The organism is Vibrio comitans, assembly GCA_024346835.1.
Classification (GTDB): domain Bacteria; phylum Pseudomonadota; class Gammaproteobacteria; order Enterobacterales; family Vibrionaceae; genus Vibrio; species Vibrio comitans.
Map to the genome: position 1 here is coordinate 568,770 of AP024867.1, position 25,291 is coordinate 594,060.

Annotated in this window: 18 protein-coding genes and 2 pseudogenes; 8 read left to right on the forward strand and 12 right to left on the reverse strand. The window is 43.9% G+C overall.

Annotated features, from left to right (window positions below; translation table 11 throughout):
- Positions 1-4 precede the first annotated feature (4 nt).
- The 4 genes and pseudogenes from OCU46_RS16445 to coxB form a co-directional block, all read right to left on the reverse strand.
- The gene (locus OCU46_RS16445; RefSeq protein WP_141270530.1) at positions 5-880 is read right to left on the reverse strand and encodes a cytochrome c oxidase subunit 3; all 876 of its coding nucleotides are present in this window, start codon (positions 878-880) and stop codon (positions 5-7) included.
- On the reverse strand, positions 877-1,515 hold the full coding sequence (locus tag OCU46_RS16450; RefSeq protein ID WP_141270528.1) for a cytochrome c oxidase assembly protein: 639 nt from the start codon (positions 1,513-1,515) through the stop codon (positions 877-879). Before OCU46_RS16450 ends, OCU46_RS16445 begins: the two co-directional genes overlap by 4 nt.
- A gap of 17 nt (positions 1,516-1,532) precedes the next feature.
- Positions 1,533-3,092, reverse strand: a pseudogene (ctaD, locus tag OCU46_RS16455) (cytochrome c oxidase subunit I); the annotation flags it as partial.
- A 68-nt stretch (positions 3,093-3,160) separates the two neighbouring features.
- Entirely contained in the window at positions 3,161-4,264 is a 1,104-nt protein-coding gene (gene coxB / locus OCU46_RS16460; protein WP_244311365.1) for a cytochrome c oxidase subunit II, read from the reverse strand.
- 428 nt (positions 4,265-4,692) lie between these two features.
- Here coxB and OCU46_RS16465 point away from each other — a divergent pair, with 428 nt between their 5' ends.
- From OCU46_RS16465 to OCU46_RS16475, 3 genes are all read left to right on the forward strand, one after another.
- Positions 4,693-6,294 carry a mechanosensitive ion channel family protein gene (locus OCU46_RS16465; protein WP_141270522.1) on the forward strand — a complete coding sequence of 534 codons (1,602 nt, stop codon included), beginning with the start codon at positions 4,693-4,695 and terminating at the stop codon, positions 6,292-6,294.
- A 1,232-nt stretch (positions 6,295-7,526) separates the two neighbouring features.
- Positions 7,527-7,925: a GFA family protein gene (locus OCU46_RS16470; protein ID WP_141270520.1), complete on the forward strand. Its 399-nt coding sequence runs from the start codon at positions 7,527-7,529 to the stop codon at positions 7,923-7,925.
- Between the two features lie 219 nt (positions 7,926-8,144).
- The gene (locus tag OCU46_RS16475) at positions 8,145-9,530 is read left to right on the forward strand and encodes a YjiH family protein (RefSeq protein ID WP_141270518.1); all 1,386 of its coding nucleotides are present in this window, start codon (positions 8,145-8,147) and stop codon (positions 9,528-9,530) included.
- A gap of 94 nt (positions 9,531-9,624) precedes the next feature.
- Here the strand turns inward: OCU46_RS16475 and OCU46_RS16480 are convergent, their stop codons facing one another.
- Together OCU46_RS16480 and OCU46_RS16485 are read right to left on the reverse strand one after the other, a co-directional pair.
- A complete protein-coding gene (locus tag OCU46_RS16480; protein ID WP_141270516.1) occupies positions 9,625-10,449 on the reverse strand; it encodes a methylated-DNA--[protein]-cysteine S-methyltransferase in 825 nt (274 codons plus the stop codon).
- Positions 10,439-11,323, reverse strand: coding sequence for a DMT family transporter (locus OCU46_RS16485; RefSeq protein ID WP_141270689.1), 885 nt, complete (start codon positions 11,321-11,323; stop codon positions 10,439-10,441). Before OCU46_RS16485 ends, OCU46_RS16480 begins: the two co-directional genes overlap by 11 nt.
- A gap of 330 nt (positions 11,324-11,653) precedes the next feature.
- On the opposite strand from OCU46_RS16485, the gene OCU46_RS16490 reads away from it, so the two are divergent.
- Together OCU46_RS16490 and OCU46_RS16495 are read left to right on the forward strand one after the other, a co-directional pair.
- The gene (locus OCU46_RS16490) at positions 11,654-12,211 is read left to right on the forward strand and encodes an outer membrane beta-barrel protein (RefSeq protein WP_141270514.1); all 558 of its coding nucleotides are present in this window, start codon (positions 11,654-11,656) and stop codon (positions 12,209-12,211) included.
- Positions 12,212-12,278: 67 nt separating this feature from the next.
- Positions 12,279-13,250: a hypothetical protein gene (locus OCU46_RS16495; RefSeq protein ID WP_337972469.1), complete on the forward strand. Its 972-nt coding sequence runs from the start codon at positions 12,279-12,281 to the stop codon at positions 13,248-13,250.
- Positions 13,251-13,307: 57 nt separating this feature from the next.
- Here OCU46_RS16495 and OCU46_RS16500 read toward each other — a convergent pair.
- From OCU46_RS16500 to OCU46_RS16515, 4 genes and pseudogenes are all read right to left on the reverse strand, one after another.
- A pseudogene (locus OCU46_RS16500) lies at positions 13,308-13,724 on the reverse strand (YjbH domain-containing protein); the annotation flags it as partial.
- Complete coding sequence (locus tag OCU46_RS16505; RefSeq protein WP_244311364.1) at positions 13,646-13,891, reverse strand: capsule biosynthesis GfcC family protein; 246 nt, start codon at positions 13,889-13,891, stop codon at positions 13,646-13,648. The pseudogene OCU46_RS16500 and the gene OCU46_RS16505, both read right to left, overlap by 79 nt.
- Before the next feature lie 347 nt (positions 13,892-14,238).
- Positions 14,239-14,520 (reverse strand): hypothetical protein, encoded by a 282-nt coding sequence (locus OCU46_RS16510; RefSeq protein ID WP_167495353.1) that lies wholly within the window; start codon positions 14,518-14,520, stop codon positions 14,239-14,241.
- A gap of 19 nt (positions 14,521-14,539) precedes the next feature.
- Positions 14,540-15,181, reverse strand: coding sequence for a tetratricopeptide repeat protein (locus tag OCU46_RS16515; RefSeq protein WP_141270508.1), 642 nt, complete (start codon positions 15,179-15,181; stop codon positions 14,540-14,542).
- A 249-nt stretch (positions 15,182-15,430) separates the two neighbouring features.
- On the opposite strand from OCU46_RS16515, the gene OCU46_RS16520 reads away from it, so the two are divergent.
- The gene (locus tag OCU46_RS16520; RefSeq protein WP_141270506.1) at positions 15,431-17,221 is read left to right on the forward strand and encodes an alpha-amylase family protein; all 1,791 of its coding nucleotides are present in this window, start codon (positions 15,431-15,433) and stop codon (positions 17,219-17,221) included.
- Between the two features lie 822 nt (positions 17,222-18,043).
- Here OCU46_RS16520 and OCU46_RS16525 read toward each other — a convergent pair.
- Positions 18,044-18,874, reverse strand: a complete 831-nt coding sequence (locus OCU46_RS16525; protein ID WP_141270504.1) for a MalM family protein — start codon at positions 18,872-18,874, stop codon at positions 18,044-18,046.
- A gap of 142 nt (positions 18,875-19,016) precedes the next feature.
- Positions 19,017-20,243 carry a maltoporin LamB gene (gene lamB, locus OCU46_RS16530; RefSeq protein WP_141270502.1) on the reverse strand — a complete coding sequence of 409 codons (1,227 nt, stop codon included), beginning with the start codon at positions 20,241-20,243 and terminating at the stop codon, positions 19,017-19,019.
- Positions 20,244-20,854: 611 nt separating this feature from the next.
- Here lamB and glgX point away from each other — a divergent pair.
- Together glgX and OCU46_RS16540 are read left to right on the forward strand one after the other, a co-directional pair.
- Complete coding sequence (gene glgX / locus OCU46_RS16535) at positions 20,855-22,855, forward strand: glycogen debranching protein GlgX (protein WP_141270500.1); 2,001 nt, start codon at positions 20,855-20,857, stop codon at positions 22,853-22,855.
- A 360-nt stretch (positions 22,856-23,215) separates the two neighbouring features.
- Positions 23,216-25,096: a sensor domain-containing diguanylate cyclase gene (locus OCU46_RS16540; protein WP_141270498.1), complete on the forward strand. Its 1,881-nt coding sequence runs from the start codon at positions 23,216-23,218 to the stop codon at positions 25,094-25,096.
- Positions 25,097-25,291: the final 195 nt, after the last annotated feature.

A 25,291-nucleotide genomic window follows, 5' to 3' on the forward strand; every position in this document is an offset into this window, starting at 1 on the left:
ATATTTATATGACGTACACGAAGATAAACAGACACAGCCAGACCACATCAACAAAATGCCAGTACCAACTTCCTGCTTGAAACCCAAAATGATCTTTAGGAGTAAAGTGGTCTTTACTGATTCTAAATAACAGCACGATGAGAAATACCGTACCAATAAATACGTGCATCCCATGGAAACCCGTTAGCAAGAAAAAAGTGTTGCCATAGATACCCGACTGCAATGTCAGTCCCATATCCTGATAGGCATGGATGTACTCTTCTGCTTGGAAGAAAAGGAAAAATCCTGCCAACACTATGGTCAACTCCAACCACACCACCAGCGCCATACGCTTGTTTTGCTCAAGGCTAATGTGAGCCATATGTAACGTCACAGAAGAAAGCAGCAAAATAACGGTGTTCTTTAGCGGTAAACCTTGCCAGCCCATCGCTTGCGTTGTATCTCCACCGGGCGTCAAGGTTAACGGCCACATAGCTTCAAAGGTCGGCCACAACACTTCGTTGGTCATCACATTATTGTCTGCGCCCCCTAACCAAGGTACAGAGAACATTCGTGCATAGAAGAGTGCACCAAAGAAAGCACCAAAGAACATCACCTCAGAGAAGATGAACCAGCTCATACCTTGTCTAAAAGAGCGTGCTATTTGTGCGCTGTAATAACCGGACAAGGATTCTTGAACCACGTTGGTGAACCAACCTGCTAACACCACCAACAAACCGACTAAGCCAATGGCTAAGAGCCAAGGCCCCAATAAACCACCTTCATTCATGGTCTGAACAGTCAGTCCGGCTCCAACGGCAACAAAAAACAATGCAAAAGCAGCAACTAAAGGCCACTGGCTTTGGGCTGGAACGTAATACGTTTCGTGTTTGTCACTCATAACGCATCTCCTTGCGTGTCATGTGTCTGCGCCAATTGCTCCGATACAGCCAATTTGTCTGGCACAGCTAATTTGTTTGGCACAGCTAGGGAAGCGAGTTTCTGGTCACTGTCATCAACGCTATCACTGATGTCATATAACGTATAAGACAGAGTGAGCGTATGGATAGAATCTGGTAGGTCATGCTCTACATAGAAAATCAGTGGCAACTCAGCCTCTTGCTTGGCACTAAGTGGTTGCTGGTTAAAGCAGAAGCATTCGATTTTATTGAAATGTGTTGCACCTAATCCGGGAGACACCGAAGGTACAGCCTGAGCAACTAACGCAGTTTTTGATTCGTTGGTTGCTATGTAGGCTGTGCGAATCACCTGTCCTGGGTGCACCTTCATCACCTTAGATTGAGGCTCAAAAGTAATAGGTAAGCCAGGGGGGATATGCGAGACAAATTCGACCTTAATGGTTCGAGATTCATCCACTTGCATCGCTTCGGGTTCTTGCACTGCCACTGTAGACGTTTTGCCGTTAATCCCCAATTGCTCACAAAGGATGTCGTACAAGGGTACAAGAGCAAAGCCAAAGCCAAACATAGCAACGGTGGCCCCACACAGTACCAGTGTTAATTTCCTATTCGACATTCCCTTGCTCATAACGTTTAGTCCACTTTAGGAGGTGTTGAGAAGGTGTGATGCGGTGCTGGACTCGGTACCGTCCACTCTAGACCCTCAGCCCGTTCCCACGGCTTAGCTGGGGCTTTTTCACCGCCTCGGATACACTTGATAACCACCCATAGGAATATCAGCTGCGATAATCCAAACGCAAAACCGCCAATGGAGACTATCTGATTCACATCTGCAAACTGGATGGCGTAATCAGGAATCCTACGAGGCATACCTGCCAATCCTAGGAAGTGCATCGGGAAGAACAGCACGTTTACCGAGATAATCGATGTCCAGAAATGAAGTAGACTCAGCTTCTGGTTGTACATATTGCCCGTCCATTTTGGTAGCCAATAGTAGGCCGCTGCCATAATAGAAAACACCGCTCCTGACACTAAGACATAGTGGAAGTGTGCCACCACAAAATAGGTATCATGGTATTGGAAATCAGCAGGGACAATTGCCAGCATTAACCCAGAGAACCCACCGATGGTGAACAACACAATAAAGGCGATAGCAAACAGCATCGGCGTTTCAAAGGTAAGCGCTCCTCGCCACATAGTTGCGACCCAGTTAAACACCTTCACCCCTGTGGGCACGGCAATTAACATGGTGCAATACATAAAGAAGATCTCCGCAAACACCGGCATTCCAGTGGTAAACATATGGTGTGCCCACACTAAGAATGACAGTAGTGCGATAGAACACGTTGCGTATACCATGGAGTGATAACCAAACAACTTCTTGCCACTAAACGCAGGGACAATGGCTGAAATGATGCCAAACGATGGCAAAATCATGATGTAAACCTCTGGGTGCCCAAAGAACCAGAAAATGTGTTGGAACATCACGGGATCACCACCACCAGCCGCATCAAAGAAACTGGTACCAAAGTACTTATCCGTTAGAACCATGGTGACAGCACCCGCCAGCACCGGCATTACCGCTATCAACAAGAATGCGGTAATCAGCCAAGTCCATACGAACAGGGGCATCTTCATCAGCGTCATACCCGGAGCGCGCATGTTGAAGATGGTTACGATGACGTTGATCGCTCCCATGATGGAACTGATACCCATAATATGGACAGAGAAAACAAATAAAGCGGTACTGTCTGGGCCGTAAGTGGTAGAAAGCGGCGCGTAGAAAGTCCAACCGAAATCAGGACCGCCTCCCGGCATAAACAGCGAGCTAAGTAGAATTAAGAAAGCAAATGGCAGAATCCAAAAACTCAGATTGTTCATTCGCGGAAGGGCCATATCTGGCGCCCCTATCATCATAGGGATCATCCAGTTAGCCAGGCCGGTAAAGGCAGGCATAACAGCACCAAACACCATCACTAGGCCATGCACTGTGGTCATTTGGTTGAAAAATTGAGGATCAACGAGTTGCAGGCCAGGCTGAAATAACTCAGCGCGAATAACCATTGCCATCGCACCGCCGGTGAAGAACATGATCAAGCTAAACCATAGGTATAGCGTTCCTATATCTTTATGGTTTGTTGAGTAAATCCAACGTGCTAAACCTTTCGCAGGTCCATGATGATCATGATCAGCACTTCCACCCGCATTAAGATCATCGGTGGCAGTGCTCTCATAGGTAGAGGTTTTATCGAACTCTTTCATCACTCACCCTCTGCATTCATTTGTGTACTAACATCGGAAGCTTGCACTATATCACCCGTATTGTTGTCCCAAGCGTTGCGCTCATAAGTTACAACAGCGGCGATCTCTTCTGCGGTTAACTGAGTGCCAAATGCTTGCATCGCAGTACCATTGACACCGTTAACGATAATGTCGATATGACCATTCACGTCCCCAAGTACTACTGCACTGCCTTTCATCGCAGGGAATACATTCGCAACACCTAAACCATTGCTCTGGTGACAAACTGCGCAACGACCTTCGTAAACGTCTTTACCCAATGCCATCAACTCATCCATGCTCAACGTTTTTTCTAGGGCTTTTTGCTCTTCTAATTTGGCTGCCGCCAGTTCTTGTTCTTTAGCCGCTATCCACTCATCAAACTCTGCAGCCTCCACAGCTTGAACTACGATGGGCATAAAGCCATGGTTACGACCACATAATTCTGCACACTGCCCGCGATAGATTCCCGGTTTATCAATCTTGGTCCATGCCTCATTGATGAAGCCTGGGATAGTGTCCTTTTTCACAGCAAAATCAGGCACCCACCAAGAGTGAATCACATCATCAGACGTCATTAAGAAGCGAATTTTCTTGCCTATCGGAAGCACCAACGCGTTATCCACCTCAAGAAGATAATGCTCTCCCTTCTCGTCCGTACCCTCAATTTGTTCATTGCTAGTGGAAAGGTAACTAAAAAACTCAACATCGTGGTCAAAGTAACTGTAATGCCACTTCCACTGCGATCCGGTGATCTTAACCGTAATATCAGACTCGCTAGTGTCTTCCATCTCAATTAGCGTCTTAGTCGCGGGGATAGCCATACCGATAAGAATAAGGATTGGAATGATGGTCCAGATAATCTCGACCTTGGTGCTTTCATGGAAATTAGCGGCGACTGCGCCTTTGGATTTACGATGCTTGATGATGGAGTAGAACATCACTCCAAATACCACGACAGCTATCGCGACACAGATATAAAAAATAAGCATGTGTAAGTGATACACCTTGCCACTTATCTCTGTTACGCCTTGGGTCATATTGAAGGAAGAAGCAGTATTTTCAGCCGCAACCATGCTCGGCATGCCCAAAAGCACCCCGCAACACAAGCTGAAAAACCACACGCGTAGCCGGTCGACTACTCTCACGAATGATCGCATTACTTTATGGTCTCGCATTAGGCGTATCACCCTCCTGGTGAGCCAATGTTGAGGCCGGAATTTACCCAGCTCATCAGAACATTTGAACGTCAATGCATATCTGAACGACAGAGGTCAGGTATGCGCACCCTAAAAGATTCATCACACACTCGATGGATTATCTGAGCAACCCTACGATACAACCATGTTACATTATTGTTAATAAATGCTAGTTTAGATTGGATAACATTCAAGAAATCAGCGAAATTCGCTGTTATTACACAGCGAACAGACCAAAGTTTAACTATACTCCCAGCTAAGGTAGCTCATCTGTAACCTCATATTTTTTATAACAATTTCAAAGAGATCTCATCATGCGTAAAGGATTACTATTGTTGGTTTTACTGTGCAATTTATTTGCTGGTATTGCCCTAGCAGCTGATAGCAGCCATTTGTTACAGCAACAACAGCAATTTACAGCTCAACTGGAAAAGATAGAGGCAGCTAAAGGAGAGCAAGCGCTTTTTCTTGAAGACGTCTTACGACGCAAGAATGCTGTACTGAGGGAAAATATTTCAAACTTAGTAGCGCAATCTCCTGATGCAAAAGAGCTAAAAACTCTTATCCCAGCTCAGGCGAGCATGCTACAAATGTTAATAGTGCATGCAGATAAACAAGCCGAAACCCTGTTTAGCAATACTCGGGATGCTGATGCTGCCAAAAAGGCGGAATACCAGTTTTTAACTCAACAAAGGATCAGTAGTGTCGATATTTATTACACTGAACTCGCGACTACTTTTGGTTGGGCTAAAACCCTAGGCATAAAATTAGACGAATCAGGCTTCAAGCAAGATCTTCAGAAACGTAGTGAGGTGCTATACGACATCGTCATCTATTTAGACAGCCGAAAAACGGCACTTGATGAGCGCATGAACTACACCATTGAAGCGGATAAACCAGACCTAGAGAAGCAAATTTTTGCTCTTTCACAGTTACAACGCTTCTTGCTCTCAAGCATGAATAACACTGTTACCTTAATGTCTGATTTTGGACTCGATGTTACAGAGTACAAGCAAACCTTATTTGCCATGACAGGTGACATTAATGCGGACGTACTGGATGTGAACGTAGCATTTGGTTTGCTCACTGAATGGCTTGATTCATTTAAAGATTGGGCGCTAGATAACTCTCCGTCAATTGTGGTTAAGTTACTCGTGTTCTTGGCAATTTTGTGGGTAACTCGAATCCTATCGAGGGTTGTTGCCAATCTAGTCAAGAAAAGTGTATCGCACTCGAAGATGGACTTTAGTGTGTTGATGCAAGACTTCTTTATCTCCATCGTTGCTAAAGCCGTAACCTTTATTGGCTTGCTGATCGCTCTGTCTCAGGTCGGCATCAACCTTGGGCCTCTACTTACTGGTTTCGGGGTTGCAGGTGTCATCATTGGCTTTGCATTGCAAGACACCCTGTCTAACTTTGCATCAGGGCTTATGATCCTTATCTATCGCCCATTTGATGTGAAAGACTTAGTTCAAGTTGCAGGGATTCAAGGCAACGTCAGTCACATGAGCTTGGTATCAACCACAATCCGTACTCTAGATAACCAAACCCTAGTGATTCCAAACAACAAAATCTGGGGTGATGTCATCAACAATATGACCTCAGAGCGCGTTCGTCGTGTCGATATGGTATTTGGTATTGCCTATTCCGATGATTTTGATTTTGCAAAAGAAATTGCGGTTAAAGTTTTAGAAAACCACGACAGAGTACTTAAAAATCCTGAGTTGAACGTAAGGGTGCACACGCTAAACGAATCGTCTGTTGACCTAATCGTTCGCCCATGGGTAAGAACAGATGATTACTGGGATGTGTACTGGGATGTAACCGAAGAGATTAAACGCCAGTTTGACGCGAATGGCATTACCATACCGTTCCCTCAACGCGATGTGCATATTTTCAAGACAGAGAACTCGTAAGGGCGATCATTGCTTGAGTTAAGATCCCAGATAAATTCCTATGGAATTTTCTGGGATGACGTTTAATTATGATCACAATGCTAATCACCTAAACTCGTCATTCTGGAAAGCTCAAAAGAGCTTATCCAGAACCTTCGGAGGCACATTGCTCGATTAGGCTCTCTCCAAGTTCCCAGATAAATTTCTTCGAAATTTTCCGGGATGACGTTCACTTTATGATAACGATGCGAATCACCTAAACCCGTCATTCTGGAAAGCTCAAATGAGCTTATCCAGAACCTTCGGGGGCACATTGTCTGATTAGTCACTCTCTAAGGTCCCAGATAAATTTCTTCGAAATTTTCCGTGATGACGTTTGATTTATGATCACAACGCGAATCACCTAAACCCGTCATTCTGGAAAGCTCGAATGAGCTTATCCAGAACCTTCGGATGCACATTGCCCGATTAGGCACTCTCTAAGGTCCCAGATAAATTCCCATGGAATTTCCTGAGATGACGTTTGATTAATTGTCACAAAACACAAACTCCAGACAAAGAAAAACCCCGAGGGCTTGCGCCCATCGGGGTTATAGTCTTACTCGCAGCAGTCCGGCTACTAAAAGTGCTCCATGCATCTAATCCATGATAGTGTGCTTATCCTAAGCTTAATCCTTTCTCGCCTTCCTAGCGGTGTCCAATGCCTTATCCTGGCTGACCAATATCCTTACTGGTATCACTCACTTGTTCCTTGAGCGGTGTCCTTTACATCATCCTGATGTTTGTTCCTTTCCTCTATCCTAGAGGTGTCCATTGCTTTCCTTTGCAAGTTACCATCCTAGTAACTTCTGTATCCGTACAATGTCCTATGTCCTTTTTCAACGACAATCCTAGTCGTTGCTCTCCATCCTGAAGAATCCATAGTGTCTGCTTCCTGCTGACAACTTAAGTTTCGTCGTTTTTGGCCTTACTAACAATAGATGTGAGACTTTCACTCAACAGAAAAATTGTTGGATTATCCACCAATCACTATAAATTCAATGAGTTAAGTATATTCATACGTTATTTTCTGGTTGAGATAATCCTATTCTCCTACGACTTTGTAAGAGATCTCGCACAAGAATAGTGGAAGATCTTACCTTTATGTCTTTGGAAGGCACCGGTTTATTGTCACAGTTTGCGAATATCTTGACCTAGCTGAGCCAAATTTCATTGCTATGATTAGTATTGTAAGGGTCATGGAGGGAACAAAAATGCAGAAAGTTCGTACGGCGTCGTGTAGCTGTGGTCAAATTGAGATTATCACTAGAGGCGATCCTATCCGTTCAGCTTTGTGCCACTGTGTCTCTTGTCAGAAACGAACAGGGAGTGTTTTCGGAGTCCAAGTTCGTTTTCTTTTAGAACAAGTCGCCATTAATGGGGACCTCAACCATTTCACAAGAATTGCCGACAGCAACAACTCAGTCAAACATAGCTTCTGTCCAGCATGCGGCACCACAATGTTACTTTCATTATCAGCAGCAAGAGAGTATGCGGTCATCCCAATGGGTGTCTTCGATGTTCAAGATTTCCCGCCTCCTAGCTTTTCTGTTTATGAAGAACGCAAACATGACTGGGTGCAGTTTTCAGAGCAAATGGAGCACTTCTTGTAAAGCAACAAAATTCTTACAATGCACACAATGTCGTTACAAAACATGGCAGAGATCATAAATATCAGAATCTCGCCCTGAATAAATAGACATTTTTAATGAATAGTATTGCTATCGAATGCGAAGATGCTTATCCTTGCGCGCAATTTGATAGATTCACAATTGAGCTATCTAACATAACAATTCTAGTGTCCTTATTTAGACGTTAAGCACGAGTTAACAATGCAAACTAACACAACAAATAAACCAGCACCGAATGATGCTGAGCAGCCTGTCAAAGGCAATTTCTGGAAGTTCTTCATCCCTTCGATCATCGGACTGTTCTTGTTCATGGCTCCAATCAGCTATGACGGTAACCTAACGATCCCTGTTGCTGTACTAGCCAAGACTCTACAAGGTGCACTTGAAGGTAGCTTGATTGGTATTATTACACTGATCATTTCTGGTATGGCATTGGCATCACTATTGTGTGCTATCAAAACGCCGCGCGTTATCGAAGATAATGACTTCTTAAATGGACTGTTCAAGCCATCACCACTTTGGCTGACTGTGCGTATTATTGGTGGTCTTGCTGTTGCACTGACCTATTTCCAGGTGGGTCCAGAAGCTATCTGGGAAGAAAATACGGGCGGACTGGTTCTAGACGGATTACTACCAACACTATTTTCTGTATTCATTTTTGCTGGCTTGCTTCTTCCTTTCCTACTTAACTTTGGCTTGCTGGAGTTGTTTGGCACGCTATTAAGTAAAATCATGCGCCCGCTATTCAACCTTCCAGGACGTTCAGCTATCGACTGTATGGCGTCTTGGTTAGGTGACGGTAGTGTTGGTATCTTGATGACCAGCAAGCAATACGAAAGCAAGTTTTACACTCAACGCGAAGCTGCTGTTGTTGGTACCACATTCTCAGCTGTATCGATTACCTTTAGCTTGGTGGTTATTGCTCAAGTTGAACTAGAACACCTATTCCTACCTTTCTATGGCGCTATCTGCTTAGCAGGCTTTGTGGCGGCAGTGATTATTCCACGTCTTCCTCCATTGAGCCGTAAGAAAGACGTATTCATCGACGGCTCAAAGCCAGATCATGATGCGAACGCTATTCCTGCGGGACATTCGACCTTCTCTTGGGGTATGGACTTGGCACTACGCAAGGCAGGTCAAGTTACTTCGGTTAGCGCAGTCGCTAAAGAAGGCGTGAAAAACGCAGTAGATATGGTTTTTGGTGTACTACCGGTTGTTATGGGCCTAGGTACTATCGCGTTGGTTATCGCTGAGTACACCCCTGTATTTGCGATTATGGGTAAACCATTTGTACCTTACCTTGAACTTCTCGCTATTCCTGAAGCAGTAGCAGCATCACAAACCATCGTTGTCGGTTTTGCTGATATGTTCATTCCATCTATTCTGGCTGCTTCTATCGACAGCGAATTGACTCGCTTTGTAATTGCAGCAATGTCAGTAACACAGCTTATCTACATGTCAGAAGTCGGTGCTCTACTACTGGGCAGCAAGATTCCAGTGAATATCGGTGAACTATTTATCATCTTCATTCTAAGAACCTTGATCACTCTGCCAGTCATCGCCGGTGTAGCACATCTAATTTTCTAAGATAGCGTGTTCAATTACTAAACATTGAAAAGCCCGAGCATCTTTGATGCTCGGGCTTTTTTGATCTGTTATCTCATCTAAACAAGGGGATAAATTAGCCAACTTGCGCCGCTTCCCACCCTTGAATTGCGACCTTGCGATCACTGCCCCAGCGGAACTGGCCAACATCCCCATCTCCCCTAATAACCCGATGACAAGGTATTAAAAAGCCAATGGTATTAGATGCAACAGCACTGCCCACCGCGCGTGAGGCCTTCGGTGACCCAATACATTCAGCTACCTGAGCATAAGAGAATAACTCTCCAGTGTGACTCTTCATCAGCGCTTCCCACACCTTGATTTGGAAGTTAGTGCCTTTTACAAGAAGGTGCACCTTATCACCGGAACCAGAAAAGATACTATTGGCGATACCTTGCGCATCTGCTTGTTTGAATGTGGCCATTGCCCATTGATCCTTCAGTATCGATGCCGTCTCAATAACATTACTATCTACGAATTGTAGAAAGCATACTCCTCTTTCGGTCCAGCCAATCACCGCTAATCCAAACGGTGTATGCGCCTCACCAAAAGAGATGATCAACTGCGAACCCAAGCTTTTCACTTCTCCTGGAGTCATTGCCTCGCAGGACACAATCAAATCATGCAATCGTCCTGTTCCTGACAAACCGACACCGTCAGCCACATCAATAAGGTTCGAGGAACTCTTTAATACCTCAAGTGCACGCTCTTTGGTCATCGACTGCATAAAACGCTTTGGAGAAATGCCTGCCCATTCAGTAAACATACGCTGCAAGTGGTATTCGCTAAGGTGAACATGCTCTGCTATTTCGCCAAGACTTGGCTGCCGATTTATATGCTCTCTAATAAATACAATCGCTTTTTCGACAGTATCGTAATGGCGTTGCTGACTAGTATTCATGCTTAACTCTTCTATTTGATGCGAGCATTTTCTTTATAGAAAAACCTGTTACTAACATAGTCCCGCCAATAACAAACAATGCACCTAAAGCGGTATTCCAGCCTACTTGCTCTTCAAGAAATAGGTAACCCCATAGAATACCAAACAGAGGAATTAAGAAGGTTACAGAGAGTGCTGATGGCGGGCCAAGATCCTCTATAAGCCTAAAATAAAGAAGGTAGGCTAGCCCCGTACACACTACACCTAGCAATATCACTGAAATCGAAATCTGTGCGTCTGGCATTTCTCTAATGGGCATAAAGGGCAGCAGAGGAAGAACAATCAAACACGCCGCCCACATACTCCCGTGAGCATTATCAAACGACGAAATTTTAGGGGCACTTTTCGCATAGTTACTAGCGATGCCATAACAACACGCAGCCATAATCCCTGCGATCATCGCTACTCCAGAACCATCAGATAGATGGGTATTATCCAGCCCAACTAAAATATAAACCCCTACAACACCAGAAATTAAACCAGTAATAACCTTTAGCGTTGGTAGACTTCTCGACCAAACAATGGCAATTGCCGCGCCCCATATCGCTGCGGTTGAGTTCAATATTGATAAAATGGAAGCGGGTAAAGTTTGCGCTGCATAGGCAAACAATAGAAAAGGCAACGCTGTATTGAACAAACCAATAATAAAGAAGTGCTTGGTATGTGCAGAGAAATCCAATGTCTTTTTCATATACCAAGCCACAGCCAACAAACTCATTGCAGCAAATAGCACCCTTGCCTCAATAAGATAAGCGGGGCCAAGAGCATTAGCGGAAATGCGCATGAAGAGAAACGAACCTCCCCAGATCGCAGCTAGGCAAATAAGCCGAAGCATGCTTGATATAGTCAAATCAAAGATCCTTACGTTAGTGAATTAAGACCGTTTGATTCAGTGTGATTGTTAACGCTTTGATACACAACCCGATTCTTGCGCAATTCACTGGTAAATCCCTTCGGAACAGGACTTCTCACTGCAACAAAATGATAACATAAATCCACAAATGAGATGCTGATCATAAATAACTACAAATCATTCACAATTGACACAAATAGTTCAATCTTATGAAACTTTACTATTAAACAATGGGTTAAGATAAATTGTAGTGTGGTCTTGATACCAATTTGGTATTCAAGAATTGATTTTTACTGATAGGGATTTCAGCCAATGAAAAAAATCAGCTTAGCTGTCTCACTTCTGGTTGCGTTCTCCTCGGCATCAATAGCCGAAGAAGCCAATAGCCATAAACATCACTATTATGGTGGTATCAATCTAGGTACAACTAACTGGGGCAGTCTCGGTTCTGGCGTGACTAGCGTTACTGGCGTTGACGACCCAGATTTCTCTTGGGGTGTCTTCGTAGGCATGCAAACTTTGCCATGGCTCGCATTCGAACTGGGTTATCAAGACCTTGGTGAAGCAGATCTAAAAGACGTATCTGGTAGTTATGATGCTCAAACCATAAATTTAACTGCAAAACTTTCTTATGACATCGTTGAACGCTTGGCAATTTACGGCAAAGTTGGTACGCAATGGTACGACTGGAGCGCAAATGGCTCAGGTGTCTACGAGGATGACACAGGTTGGACACCGCACCTTGGTCTAGGACTTCAATACGAGTTTAACAAGAACTGGTCTGGCGCTCTAGACTACACTTGGTATAACGATATTGGTGGCCCAGATATCAACTATTTCGGGATCTCAGCTGCCTACCACTGGCGCTAAACACAATACAAACTGATTTTAATTTGCTCTCCAGCATGGATGGATAGCGCTTATTTCACACAGGAGGATGACTGTGAAATATAAAATAATCGCATTAGCTGTTAGTGGTGCCCTTCTTGCGGCATGTGGCAGCGACAATGATAACTATGTAGAAGCTCCAGGAGGTTCTTCAACCTCCCTTCAAGCTTTTGATGGTGCCGTTAGATACTTAGACGCCTATATGAATTGTGCCGAAAATGGCTGGGATTATATTGGTGAAACTGGTGGAAAAGGAATTATCAATATTGGTGAAGGAAACTTCCCATTATTTGATGAAAACCCTAGTTCGTGTATTTTTGAGTTTGGAGAAAACATCTATCCAAGTGGAGGCGGTACTCAAGCAGCGGTAGATGAAAGCAATAACAAGCCAATGACAAATGTCCGTTACCTAGTACCAGGGCAGTTAGTTGAGTCGGGGCAACCTATAGTTGGCACACCATACTCTACTCTAGTAGCTTTGAAAATTTTTGAGGCCGAAGAAAATAATCAAGAAGTGGATTTAGACGCAATTATAAATGAGGCTTTTGATGAGACCCTTCCAGCAGGTACTAACCTGACTGAGGAGCAGAAAAAGCAATTTTTAGCTAATCCAGAAGAAACACTTAGTAGCTTAGATGAAACCACCTCAAAAAACCTCCAAGCTTCTACAATGGTACTATCTGATGCTATTGCCGCTCAAGTAGATAATATTACAGCAGGAACCACTACCGCATCCCAACTTGAAACCGCTACTCAGAAAACAGCAACAGTTGTAGCTCAGGATCCTGACTTCCCAACCAAAGAGGTCGATGGAGAAACTGTACCAACATATGTTGATACGACTGATTATTTCAAAGACGAAAATTTTGACACGATATCAGATCCGGACGACACCACAGCTGTTCCACCACCACCAGTAACAGAAGGTGAAGAATTGGAAGAAATCCCTCCTACAGATATTCCTCCTGTAGAAGAAGAACTGCCACCACCAACAGGTGGTACTGGCGGCTCGGCCGGATAACTAGTCACCCTATAACGCCTCTATTAAGAGGCGTTTTTTTAGGCTTCGATTAATCTTCTATCTTTCCGAAGCTCTTTGGTACCGTGGGCTTCTTGCGTCTGTCACTTCAAATAGCTCGTATTTGCGCTGTAGCATTTGACCGCCATCTCGGGTGATTGGAAGACATGTGAAATTGGCTCGATTCTGACTTGGTCTCACCGTCATAACATCAAACGGTATCGAGATATAAAAGCCTTTAGTAAAGCTTCCCTCACCATACTCCTCGGGTGTTAAATCTGAAAAGCTGGCAAATACTCCAGCAATGACCCCTGAATCAAATTGTTTGGAAAAATCCAATCGAGCACCTATATCACCCGCTAGAAACTCCCCAACGCCCATTTTAAACAAAGTGCCATCTAGCCAAGACCATCGAGGTGTATAGTAAGCACTAACAAACCCTGTCGTTCCTTGGTCAATGACATTGTAATAGCGTTGATCAGTTTCGCTGTACTGGCTAGAGCTATCGAGAAAGCCAAGCTAATAAAAATGGTGGCACCAAGAGCAAGATAAACTTCCTCACCATTCCACCAACTGTAAGATACTGATTCAAGAACACCATCTGGCTGAACGGTACTTTTACGAGCAGAAGGGAGTAAATCCATATGGTGGTGAGCTAAGCAGCCAGAGAGTCGCCAATGAACTTGAAAAGGAACTATTTTGGGCTGTTAATAGCACACATTATTCGAACTTGAATCTGCCTAGTCCTCAAAAGTAGCTTTAGTCTATCGGATTGGAATTCTAAAATGGAGTTGCTAGATTTTTGGGGTCTCGCCCAACCTCCATCAAATTTGTAAGGCAATCTTCTCGGGTATGAAAAATACAACAGTCCCCTTTGTACCATCTTGCCATCCCTGCAAAGCTCAAAGAAAAATCTTTATTAACAATAGATTACAGACAGAAAAAAACCACTTTCCAAAAGAAAGTGGTTCGGGTGTTTGAGGGTAAAACTTTATGGATTGTTGACCGTAGTAGAGGGGGAGTCATCGCCAGCATCAGCAATCGCGACTCCGGCAACAATAACAACAGCACTCACAGCCACAACAGCACCTATAACAGTTCCCGAGGCAAGGGTTGAGGCTGTCGCTCCTGCAGCAACACCGCCGGTGGTCGCTCCTGTCGCTGATGTGGCTGTACCCGTACCTGCCGCTCCATCAGCACCTGCTGCTACTTCTTCTGTCGCAAAAGAGAACCTAGCAAAGCTCACCAGTAATAGCATTAATAATATTTTCACAACATCCTCCTTGCGATCCCTACTTGGAGTTATCGTTGATCTCAGCATGTTCCAATGTGCTTTTCCACATTTTGGCTTTATCTTCATCAGCCAGTGGGTTTTCGGGTGACTTATACCAATCAGCCAAAAACATCTGTGCCCTCACACAACGCTTGTTAGCGGCATGCTCTATTAACTGTAAACCCTTATCCATATTACTGCGAATACCAAAGCCCTCGAACAAAGCAATACCCTGCTCATACTCAGCTTGTTCATCACCATTAAGAGCATCTAGAGCATTTCGCCAATAGCGATACTTATCTTGAGCTACAACGTCTCCAGAAGACGCCTCACACACCCTCACAAGACCTTCTATACCGTCTCTGCTATCTTGCAAAGCCGCTTTTTCAAACCAATACACCGCCTCTTTTGGGTGTGTCAGCTCGCTTTCTCGGGCTAATTCGAGTTGTTTAGCCAAATGTCCATTATCAGCAAGAGCAACTTTTTCTTTATGGATTCGTACTCGCTCTGCTTCAGCTAAATGAGCTTGTTGTTCTGCATACTGACGTCGTTTCTCTGCTCGTTCAGTGCGGCCTGAAAACCATTTCGCCACACCTAAAAATACAACCATAAAAGCAAAAATCGAGCCGACGGTAGCAATAATCTCAGTAACTGTATCCATACAGTACCTCCGTGCGACAAAAGCTCGGCCTGCCATGACATCATTAAGAATGTGATAGGCATACCAAGCACAAATATCTGAAGCCTAGGAATGTTATCCCATCAACTAAGATATGGTTAAATTATAGACTAAGGTCACGCTTTATCAGTCTTTATCATACTTAAATCAGTCTTCGAAAATGCAAAATCATGAATACTCTCTATTCTTCATTCAATAGCGGATTTGCCCTTTCATTTCAGTAGAAGAGCGATGTCATATAAAAAGTTCAATGTTTATCAGGTGTTTACTCGTCTATTTGGCAACAAGAAGAGTAATTGGAATCCGTGGGGAACAAGCGAAGAAAATGGCTTGGGTAAGCTCAGCGATGTTTCTGATTTAGCCCTATCTGAAATCAAAAAATTAGGCATGACTCACATTTGGTTTACAGGGATACCACACCATGCGCTTATCTCTGACTACACCGATTGCGGTATAAGCAACGATCATCCGTGCGTAGTAAAAGGAAGAGCAGGCTCTCCCTATGCTGTAAAAGATTACTACTCTGTCAATCCAGACTTAGCAAACAACCCTATAGAGGGACTATCGGAGTTAAAGCAACTGATTGAACGATGCCACAATCACAATTTAAACGTCATTATCGATATTGTGCCTAATCATGTGGCGCGTCAGTACACAGGATTAAACAATCCTCCTGGCGTTACTGATTTTGGTGTCGATGACGATACCAGTGTTGAATATGGTCGGGACAACAATTTCTACTACATTCCTAAGCAAAAATTTATACCCCCGAGCATGCCTTCAGAGTTTGAGCCTTTAGGAGGGAAGCCATGCCCTTATACGATATCTCCTTTTGAGGAATACCCTGCAAGATGGACTGGCAATGGCGCTCGCACTTCGCGACCCGATTTTGATGATTGGTATGAAACGGTAAAGATAAACTACGGCCTACACCCAGATGGTAGTAAAGACTTCGACGAACTCCCCGATAACTACCGACATCTTAGCTATCATGAACATCAAGAATTCTGGCTAAACAAGCAGGTGCCTGATTCTTGGCGGAAGTTTCGTGATATCGCTCTATATTGGCTAGATCTTGGGGTTGATGGCTTCCGCTATGATATGGCAGAGATGGTGCCTGTTGAGTTTTGGAGCTATATGAATTCCAGCATCAAAACAAAGAGCCCTAAAGCATTTTTATTAGCCGAAATCTATCAGCCAAGCCTCTATCGCGACTATATTGAACTGGGAAAAATGGGTTACCTCTATGACAAGATGGGGCTCTATGACACCCTGCGAGCTGTTACAAAAGGAAAGTTGCCCGCCTCTGCAATCGATAATGTCCAGCAGGAATTGTTCGATATAGAGCATCACATGTTGCACTTTCTTGAAAATCACGATGAGCAGCGGATTGCATCGCCGCAATTTGCAGGAAATGCTAAACGTGCAAAACCCGCTATGGTTGTCAGCGCATTGATGAGCTCATCGCCGACGATGCTTTACTTTGGACAAGAAGTCGGAGAGCCCGGTAACGAAGATGCCGGCTTTGGCAAGCCTTCACGAACGTCCATCTTCGATTACATCGGAGTCCCACACCACCAGCGCTGGATGAACAATGGCAAATTTGACGGTGGCCAACTCACAAAACAAGAGAGATCGCTTCGACAATTCTACTCAAATCTAATGAATTTCAGTTTACAGTGTAAATCTTTAGTTGGAGATTTTGACGGCCTACAACAAGCCAACAAAGACCGACTAACTGAAGAGCGTGACAGTATCTACTTGTTTACACGTACCGCCAAAGACACTAAACCTGATGAATTTTTGATTGTGGCAGCAAATTTTAACCACAAGAAACCGTTTGATATTTCCATCACCATACCGAAAGAGCTTATCACCAAGTGGGGGCTTGTGGATGGCAGCTATAAACTCCGAGATAATCTGAGGAAAAGTCAGCTCTGCAAGATGCGAGTGCGCAATGGTGAGGGTGAGATTAGCCTAAAGCTGCCACCGAGTGAGGCTGTAGCGTTGACTTTGGCTTAACTGACTAAGTCACTACGCGCTAAACTAACGTCGTAATGGCGAACACCAGTACTTAGAGATCGAACCACCTAAGATTCCAGCTCAAGGCTGGAATGACAAGTTGCTAGATGTGGCACTCCACTGCAAGTTATGTACCCGTCATACTGGCGAACGCCAGTATCTTAGAACGCACATACTCAAACCGAACCACCTAAGATTCCAGCTCGAGGCTGGAAAGACGGTTTAGTAGGTACGACCACACATCACTTCGAATTCACCACCCGTCATACTGGCGAACGCCAGTATCTTAGAGCGCACATACCCAAACCGAACCACCCAAGATTCCAGCTCGAGGCTGGAATGACGACTTAGTGGGTACGACCACAATCCCTCCGAATTCACCACCGGTCATGCTGGCGAACGCCAGTATCTTAGAGCGCACATACTCAAACCGAACTACCCAAGATTCCAGCTCGAGGCTGGAATGACGACTTAGTGGGGACGACTGCACTTCACTTCGAATTCACCACCCGTCATGCTGGCGAACGCCAGTATCTTAGAGCGCACATACCCAAACCGAACCACACAAAATTCCAGCTCGAGGCTGGAATGACGACTTAGTGGGTACAATCGCACATCACTTCGAATCCACCACTCGTCATGCTGGCGAACGCCAGTATCTTAGAGCGCACATACTCAAACCGAACTACTCAAGATTCCAGCTCAAGGCTGGAATGACGAGTTGTTGTACTTCTGAATAACCTGAATACAAAAAAAGCCAGAGTAAGGTTGAAACCTTCTCTGGCTAACAGGACAAATACACAAAGTATTTCGGGTTAAAAGTTATTTAGCTTGGCGTGCCTCTAATGCATCAATGTACACCTGCTGAGCACCTTCCACATTTAGCTCTTTTGCTTCATCTAAAAGCGCAAGTGCTTTTGGCATGTTGTCTTCTTCGACAGCCTTACGAATGGCATTGTGGTAGTAGTCTTGCGTTGATTTCTCAACGGTTGCATCTAAGTTTTGCGTCTTTTTATCTGCTTCATCTTTTGCAAATATACCAGCGCTAGCTCCTGCAACCTCAACTACCAGTTTGCCTGTTTTGGCGTGCGGTGTTGGGATATCTTTGAGCTCTGGCATATAACCGCCCTGACCTTCAACCATTGCACGGTAAGGGTCTACACGATCAGTTGTTTTAGCCAATTCTTCCGGTGTTGTGTAAATCAACATGGTGACAGTTTTCTGATCAACCGGAGGCGTAAATCGAATTTCAGCAACTAAGCGATCACCCCAAGCTAGACGCGGGCGACGATACTCAAACGCAGAAGCGTCATATTGTTCTATCACTTCTCCATCGTTGCTTACAATCATCACATTAGGAGAAAAGAATTCTTTCTCAGAGGTCATATTACTTGTAATTGAAATATCCAAAGGACCACGATTTGATGGAATTTCAAAGGCGACAACTGGGCTGTCAATTTCATCATTGCTCAATACTTGAGTGTTTTGGTCTATCGTAACCAAAGCTTGGGTATCCAGAGCAAACGGTGATTTAACTAGCGATGCTACTGAAGTGGCAGCAGTGTCTGATTGCCCCACTTGATGGATAGTATCTTGGGTTGCACAACCAGCAAGAGCCACACAACAACTTAACACTAAGGCTCGTAATTTCATTGGATGTTTCCTTTGTTATTTTTTTAATGACTTTGAAATTTGATTATCTGTTATAGCAAATACAGCAGAGTAAAGCCCTTAAAAAAATAGCCGACTGAACGTCGGCTATTTGATAAACCTAATTCAAACTAGAAAGGTTTGATTACCACCATGCTTCAGCTTGGATACCAACAACGTATTCTGTATCTTCACCAGCACCGAATGCATTGTCATCTTCAGTATCAACTAGGTAAGAACCGTATACGCGGATTTCAGGACGAGCCCAGAAACTGTCACCCATTGCCCATGCTTGAGCGATTGTCACTTTACCGCTACCGAAGTCTTCAGTACCTGTACCAGTGTTGTTGATTTTCTCACCAGCGTTGTAGCCAGCTTCGAATACTGTACGCATAGAATCACTCCACTTGTACATTGGACGAACAACTACAGAGTACTGATCAGTATCAAACTGTTGACCAGTGTAGTTACCAGCAGGACCTTGACCACCGATATCTTGACCAGCCATAAATGCTAGCTGATGACCCATTTCCCAAGAGTCGCCCATTGAGATTACACCCCAGTTAATTAGTCGGTAACCTGTTGAGTCATTGAATGCTTCTGTACCACGTGCGTAGTATGCGCCTGAACCCCAGAAGTTAGCAGCTTGAACACCGTAACCAGCAGTACCGAACTGGAATACAGTTTGGTTAAAGCCGTTGCTTAGACCTTGTTGAAGGATAAATGTCGCTAGCAAGCCGTCGTCAGCCTCTTGCGAACCACCAGATTTTTCATTTGCAAAGTTGTATGCAAGAGCAATTTCTAGGTTAGCATCAGACCATAGGCCAATGTTTGCTAGACGTGCATCAAAGATGAAACCAGCTGAATCGTCTGTTTCACCATCTTGCATAAGTGCTAGAGACAGTTTTTGGTTACCAACAGATAGGTTCTCAATACCACCACCAGTACCAGATGTGTTTAGGTAGTAGAAGTCAGTGATGTGGATGTCTTTACGTTGGTAGTATGTTTTACCAGCCCAAAGAGTCGCGTCTTTATCAGAAGCGATTAGACCTTTAGCTTTAACTGCGAATTGAGCTACGTTGAAGTCGCTGTCTTCCCAACCGTTAGCACCTTCAGTACCAGAAGCGATCATTGACTCTAGACGCCAGTTCACATCACCAGTTTGTAGGTCTTCTGCAAAACCAAACTCATAGTAGTTGTCGTTTTCGTTACCTAGACGACCGATACCGTTCTTATTGTAAGAAACGTCATCACCACTGTTACCACTGATACCAGTACCAGCACGCATGTAACCATTGAAATCTACTGCAGCAGCAGAAGTAGATAGTAGGGCTGCTGTTACTGCAGCTGTTAGTAGGCTTACCTTTTTCATTATTCGTTAACTCCCGAAACGATTTTTTTTATTTTTCTAATACATTCTTCGTTGCTTAACAGTCCATTCCGTTAATACAGCCAACAAAAAACGTAAGTGCGAAAACTGTTCTTATTCGACAGGAGAGATAATAGTTCGAACGGTGTGGGTCGCAGTCCTCCTCCCTTGATTAAATAGCGGGGGAAGTAGGGAGGGGATGAGGGGGCGTAGATCTAGCTACTTGTCTATGTGATCACACAATTAAGGAGGAGATCACCCTTTGCTAGAGATAGAGGTCACAGTTGATTGTGTGCAGAGTTAGATCTATGTCTCTATTTAAAAGTTCCGTTTATTTTCCAGCTAATTTCGTTAAATAGTATATTTCGTGATGTAGATCTCAACTAGCTTTTACGAAAGTACGTTTGACACATTTATTAGAGAGCATCCTTCCCACCAGCCCAATAAAAACGCCTAGTTCGGCAACACTATAGATAGTGTACGCTGTTCAATATTTTGAGTTAAAACCTGCTCAGAGCAGGCTTCATGGCACAATCACTATTGCGTTAACTGGCCAAACCTTTTAACTTAACCCTCAAACCATTCACAAAATAAACAAAAGACAAAAACAACGAATGAGTAGTAAGAAATCGCGCCCCTATCCGCTAGGCGCTGAATTAGATAAAAGTGGATGTAATTTCTCTATTCATGCACCCAGCTGCAAAGAGATTTCTCTAGCGCTTTTCGACTCCAAAGGTGAGTTCAAAGCCTACCCAATTACTGAAAACTACGCTGGCATTAAGCACATCTATGTAGAGGGTGTTGCTGCGGGCCAAGAATACGGTTTCATTGTCATTGACCCAAATGGCGAAAAAATCCTCCTTTCAGACCCTTACGCTAAAGCCTTGAGCGAACCGCTTCACTATAAAACACCATTTTCTAATGAAAAAAGCTGGTCAATGGCCAAGTCAGTCGTTACTTCATCAGAATTTGACTGGCAAGAAGTCGAGCCTCCTCGCTTAGCTCGCTCAGAAATAGTGTTGTTTGAAACTCATACTAAGGGCCTGACAAAGCTCAATAAGAAGGTTCCCGCTAAGCATAGAGGCAAATACTTAGGCCTTGTCAGCAAAGAGATGCTTTCCTTCTATAAAGAACAAAACATCAACTGTCTGCAATTGCTACCTGTCGCGGCTTGCATGCATGAACCGCATCTACTGGATATGGACAAGGTCAACTACTGGGGTTACAACCCGTATGTCTTCATGGCGCCAGATCCTCGCTACGCTGATACAGATGCAGTTCAAGAGCTAAAAACCACGATTCGCGAGCTACACAAAAATGGCGTCGAGGTCATTTTAGATGTGGTTTACAACCATACTGCTGAAGGCGGTGATGGCGGTCCCGTTTTTAACCTCAAACTATTAGACAACCAATACTACCTTAAGCACGGCTGCCACTACGCTAACTTCACGGGCTGTGGAAATACCGTCGATCTGAATTATCAACCAGCGCTAAACCTAGTAATGGATACCCTACGTTATTGGGTACAAGAGTTTAAGATTGATGGTTTCCGCTTTGATCTTGCAGCAACTCTAGGTCGCAACGGTGATAATTTTAATCGTGAGGCGGCCTTCTTTAAGGCAGTAGCACAAGATCCTGTGCTTAAAGAAACGAAACTGATTGCTGAACCGTGGGATATTGGCCCAAATGGTTATCAAGTGGGTAACTTCCCTGATGGTTGGAATGAGTGTAATGATAAGTTCCGAGATATTACTCGAAGCTTCTGGAGAGGCGATCAAGGTTTCCTAAAAGAATTTGCCACTCGCATTATGGGTTCACGTGATTTGTACAGCGCTAGCCGCTGGCCACACAAGATGACCATCAACTACATCACCTACCACGATGGCTTCACCATGCAAGACTTAGTGTCTTATAAGATGAAGCACAACGAAGAGAACGGTGAACACAACCATGATGGTCATGGTGACAACCGCTCAGATAACCTGGGTGTAGAGGGAGAAACACCAAGTACTGATATCATCGAGTTGCGAGTAAAGCGCAAACGTAACTTTATGAGCAGCCTACTGTTCTCTTTCAGTATTCCTCACATTCTTACCGCCGATGTGGTGTCACACACCCAAAAAGGTAACAACAACGCCTATTGCCAAGACAATGAAACCAGTTGGTTGGATTGGGAACTTGAAGAACATGAAGAGAACTTCAAGTTATGGCTTGCGAACATGCTAGAAGCTCGTCGCGAGCACATGATTCCATTCATTGAAGCGTTTAGCGGAGAAACCCGCAACGACAACCGAGTCAGCTGGCATCGTCCCGACGGTAATTTGATGGAGATGGATGACTGGAACCAATTAAACGCGGTTTCATTGAAGTTAGGTATCGGTAAAGATGGTGCTGAACTTCTGTACTATATCAACCAATCTCCAACACCGGCTCGCTTTAAATTGCCAGACGGTGGAACCGATCGTTGGACATTGATCTGCGATACCGGTGAATCAGAAACAGGCAAAGGCACCATTAGTAGAGATATGTTACTCAAGCCTCAATCTATGGTTATTTTGAAAGCTAAAGGGCCAGCAAAAATACTACCAGTTAAGCAAGAAACCTTAGAAGCCTAGTATCACTACCTTTTCTACATTAAACCTAGCCTCAGCAATTTGCTGGGGCTATTTTTTTGATCTTCAGTCAATTCATACAACCAACCATAGCCAGTACATTCTATTATTATTGTGCTTTTCTGCCCGCCATCCACAGACAAAAGAACTAGCATACCGCTCTCAATCTGTCTTATATCAAGACTATGAATATAAAAACACGTTTTAATATGGCGCTTGTCATTATATGCCAACAAACAAATGAGAGCTTGATCACACAATAATTTGATATACAATCGCCCTTCGTTTCAAAGCGGACAAAAAGTAACCGCGAAACTGAATAGCGTTCAACGCTCAACCAATATAAGAAACAACGAACTCAGTATGGCTTTACCAAGAACTATTATTCGGCTTATGCGACCCTATGTGGTCGTGCTCAGTACAGTATTAATTTTCGTTGCTTATCAACACTATACTAGTGTTAAAGATGATGCACTGAAACAGACGCAAGCTAATCTCAGAACGGCTTCTAAGCTGATCCAGGCGCAGCTAAAAAACAGCGTCAATATTTTCTCATCTCTAAATCGTTCTTCTGCACTTGAAGACTCTAGTGCTTCAAACCTAAACGCTGTCGATATCATACGTAATACAGAGAATTACAATGATATTTTGCGCTATGACCCAAACACAAACACATCTGTATCTGAAACTGCCATTTTCAATGCCAGTATGTACAATACCGAAGCCACTGAGTTTGATATGCCAGAAGCAAGCTGGACTGATGTCAGTTTTATGGACAATCAATATCAGATATCTAGTCTTTATCGTAGTCAGAATCGTCGTTGGGTTGTCGGCATACGTGAGAAAAACCCAGCAGGAATCCCACAGTACATTATTGAATTTGACCTAATGTATGCAAGCCAAGCTTTCATCGACCTACGCACCCTAAACAGTGGCAATGTGTTCATTGTTGATAGGGCTACAGGCAAGGTGATACTCCACCCTAATCCCAATAGGATTGGAGAAATGGCTGTAGTTTATAAATATTCAATGGCAGGTGAGATCTCGCAAGATGAGAGAGCTCAACCCGTTAGTTATTATTTTTCTGATACACCAAGCTACGCGTTTAATCCAAATACTGCACTGCCAAACAATCAACCCTATGGTTCAATCAATTACTTGTTCCATGGCGATGCAAAACTTGCGTCCTACAACGCCAAGAACAGCATGAATTGGATCTACTTTTCGTCAATATCTCGATCTGAACTGTTTGCTCACAGCTACTCAATGCTGCTTATCGGCTTTGTGGCACTTAGCTTATTGTTATTTGTATCTGTCTTTCATCACCTAAATAAACAATTACAAATAGCACTTTCCGACTTATCAAAAGCAACGAGCTTGCTAGAGTTCAAAAATCAGACTCAATATCTATTGGGAAGGTTCTGTACACGCCGACGCGTGCAACTTTGCCTGTACAATCATGACAGTCACACGTTTTACACCGTTGATTACCATGGACAAGAACAATCAATCCTCATTGATAAAGAGTACGCTCTCGACTTACTGACAAGTAAAGTGAAATATCAACGCTCAGCGAGTAACGATCCGCTGGCTAATAAAATTCAGTTTAGTGCCAAGTATTACCGTATTCCTTTACATGGGCACAATGGGCTTACTGGGGTGATATTCATCGAAAGTAGATTTCAGACATTCTCAAGTTTGATGAAGCTACTACAAACGTATATCGAGACTTCACTGTCTAACGTACTGTTCCAGCAACAAATTTCACTGCGTGATGCTACTACAAACCAAGATAATTTGTTTACACTGCGCAACAAAATCAGTCGCTACAAGGGTCACCGTGACGTGTACCTGCTCACTATTGATGTGGATGACTTAAAGCTGATCAACTATCAGTATGGTTACACCTGTGGCGATCAGTTGATACTAGAGATGTCGAGTGTGATCACAAAGCACTTCCCTGCATCATCGACGCTATCAACAGCCAGAACCGGTGGTGATGAATTTTGTGTGCTTTATCATGCTGTTGATCAGCAGCATGCATTTAGTTTGGCTGAAAATCTTCGTGAGGCTATCGAAAGGCATAAGTTTGCCTTTGATAACGTCAACGTTAACTTTACTGTCAGCATAGGTGTATCTCACCTACGTGATTCAGTAGATAAGACACTTTCGTCATCGCTACAAGCCACTGATAGAGGTAAGCAAAATGGTAAGAACCTTGCCATTATGAGTGCAGCTTCTTGATGAGCACATGTCCTAAAATCGTCGTTCTGGAAACCCGATAGGGTTATCCAGAACCATAGTATGTGCACACTTTGGTTAAGTACTTACCAAGATCCCAGATAAATTCCTTTGGAATTTTCTGGGATGACGGTTTTAAGATGTTCTTTCCCCTATCATCGACTATCCTATCTATCTAAGTGTCTGTTTAAAAAACAC

What these genes read in the sequence shown, in the direction of transcription:
- OCU46_RS16445 (WP_141270530.1), bottom strand. Translation starts at nt 880, where the DNA reads ATGAGTGACAAACACGAAACGTATTACGTTCCAGCCCAAAGCCAGTGG.
- OCU46_RS16450 (WP_141270528.1), bottom strand. Translation starts at nt 1,515, where the DNA reads ATGTCGAATAGGAAATTAACACTGGTACTGTGTGGGGCCACCGTTGCT.
- coxB (WP_244311365.1), bottom strand. Translation starts at nt 4,264, where the DNA reads ATGCCGAGCATGGTTGCGGCTGAAAATACTGCTTCTTCCTTCAATATG.
- OCU46_RS16465 (WP_141270522.1), top strand. Translation starts at nt 4,693, where the DNA reads ATGCGTAAAGGATTACTATTGTTGGTTTTACTGTGCAATTTATTTGCT.
- OCU46_RS16470 (WP_141270520.1), top strand. Translation starts at nt 7,527, where the DNA reads ATGCAGAAAGTTCGTACGGCGTCGTGTAGCTGTGGTCAAATTGAGATT.
- OCU46_RS16475 (WP_141270518.1), top strand. Translation starts at nt 8,145, where the DNA reads ATGCAAACTAACACAACAAATAAACCAGCACCGAATGATGCTGAGCAG.
- OCU46_RS16480 (WP_141270516.1), bottom strand. Translation starts at nt 10,449, where the DNA reads ATGAATACTAGTCAGCAACGCCATTACGATACTGTCGAAAAAGCGATT.
- OCU46_RS16485 (WP_141270689.1), bottom strand. Translation starts at nt 11,323, where the DNA reads ATGCTTCGGCTTATTTGCCTAGCTGCGATCTGGGGAGGTTCGTTTCTC.
- OCU46_RS16490 (WP_141270514.1), top strand. Translation starts at nt 11,654, where the DNA reads ATGAAAAAAATCAGCTTAGCTGTCTCACTTCTGGTTGCGTTCTCCTCG.
- OCU46_RS16495 (WP_337972469.1), top strand. Translation starts at nt 12,279, where the DNA reads ATGACTGTGAAATATAAAATAATCGCATTAGCTGTTAGTGGTGCCCTT.
- OCU46_RS16505 (WP_244311364.1), bottom strand. Translation starts at nt 13,891, where the DNA reads ATGGATTTACTCCCTTCTGCTCGTAAAAGTACCGTTCAGCCAGATGGT.
- OCU46_RS16515 (WP_141270508.1), bottom strand. Translation starts at nt 15,181, where the DNA reads ATGGATACAGTTACTGAGATTATTGCTACCGTCGGCTCGATTTTTGCT.
- OCU46_RS16520 (WP_141270506.1), top strand. Translation starts at nt 15,431, where the DNA reads ATGTCATATAAAAAGTTCAATGTTTATCAGGTGTTTACTCGTCTATTT.
- OCU46_RS16525 (WP_141270504.1), bottom strand. Translation starts at nt 18,874, where the DNA reads ATGAAATTACGAGCCTTAGTGTTAAGTTGTTGTGTGGCTCTTGCTGGT.
- lamB (WP_141270502.1), bottom strand. Translation starts at nt 20,243, where the DNA reads ATGAAAAAGGTAAGCCTACTAACAGCTGCAGTAACAGCAGCCCTACTA.
- glgX (WP_141270500.1), top strand. Translation starts at nt 20,855, where the DNA reads ATGAGTAGTAAGAAATCGCGCCCCTATCCGCTAGGCGCTGAATTAGAT.
- OCU46_RS16540 (WP_141270498.1), top strand. Translation starts at nt 23,216, where the DNA reads ATGGCTTTACCAAGAACTATTATTCGGCTTATGCGACCCTATGTGGTC.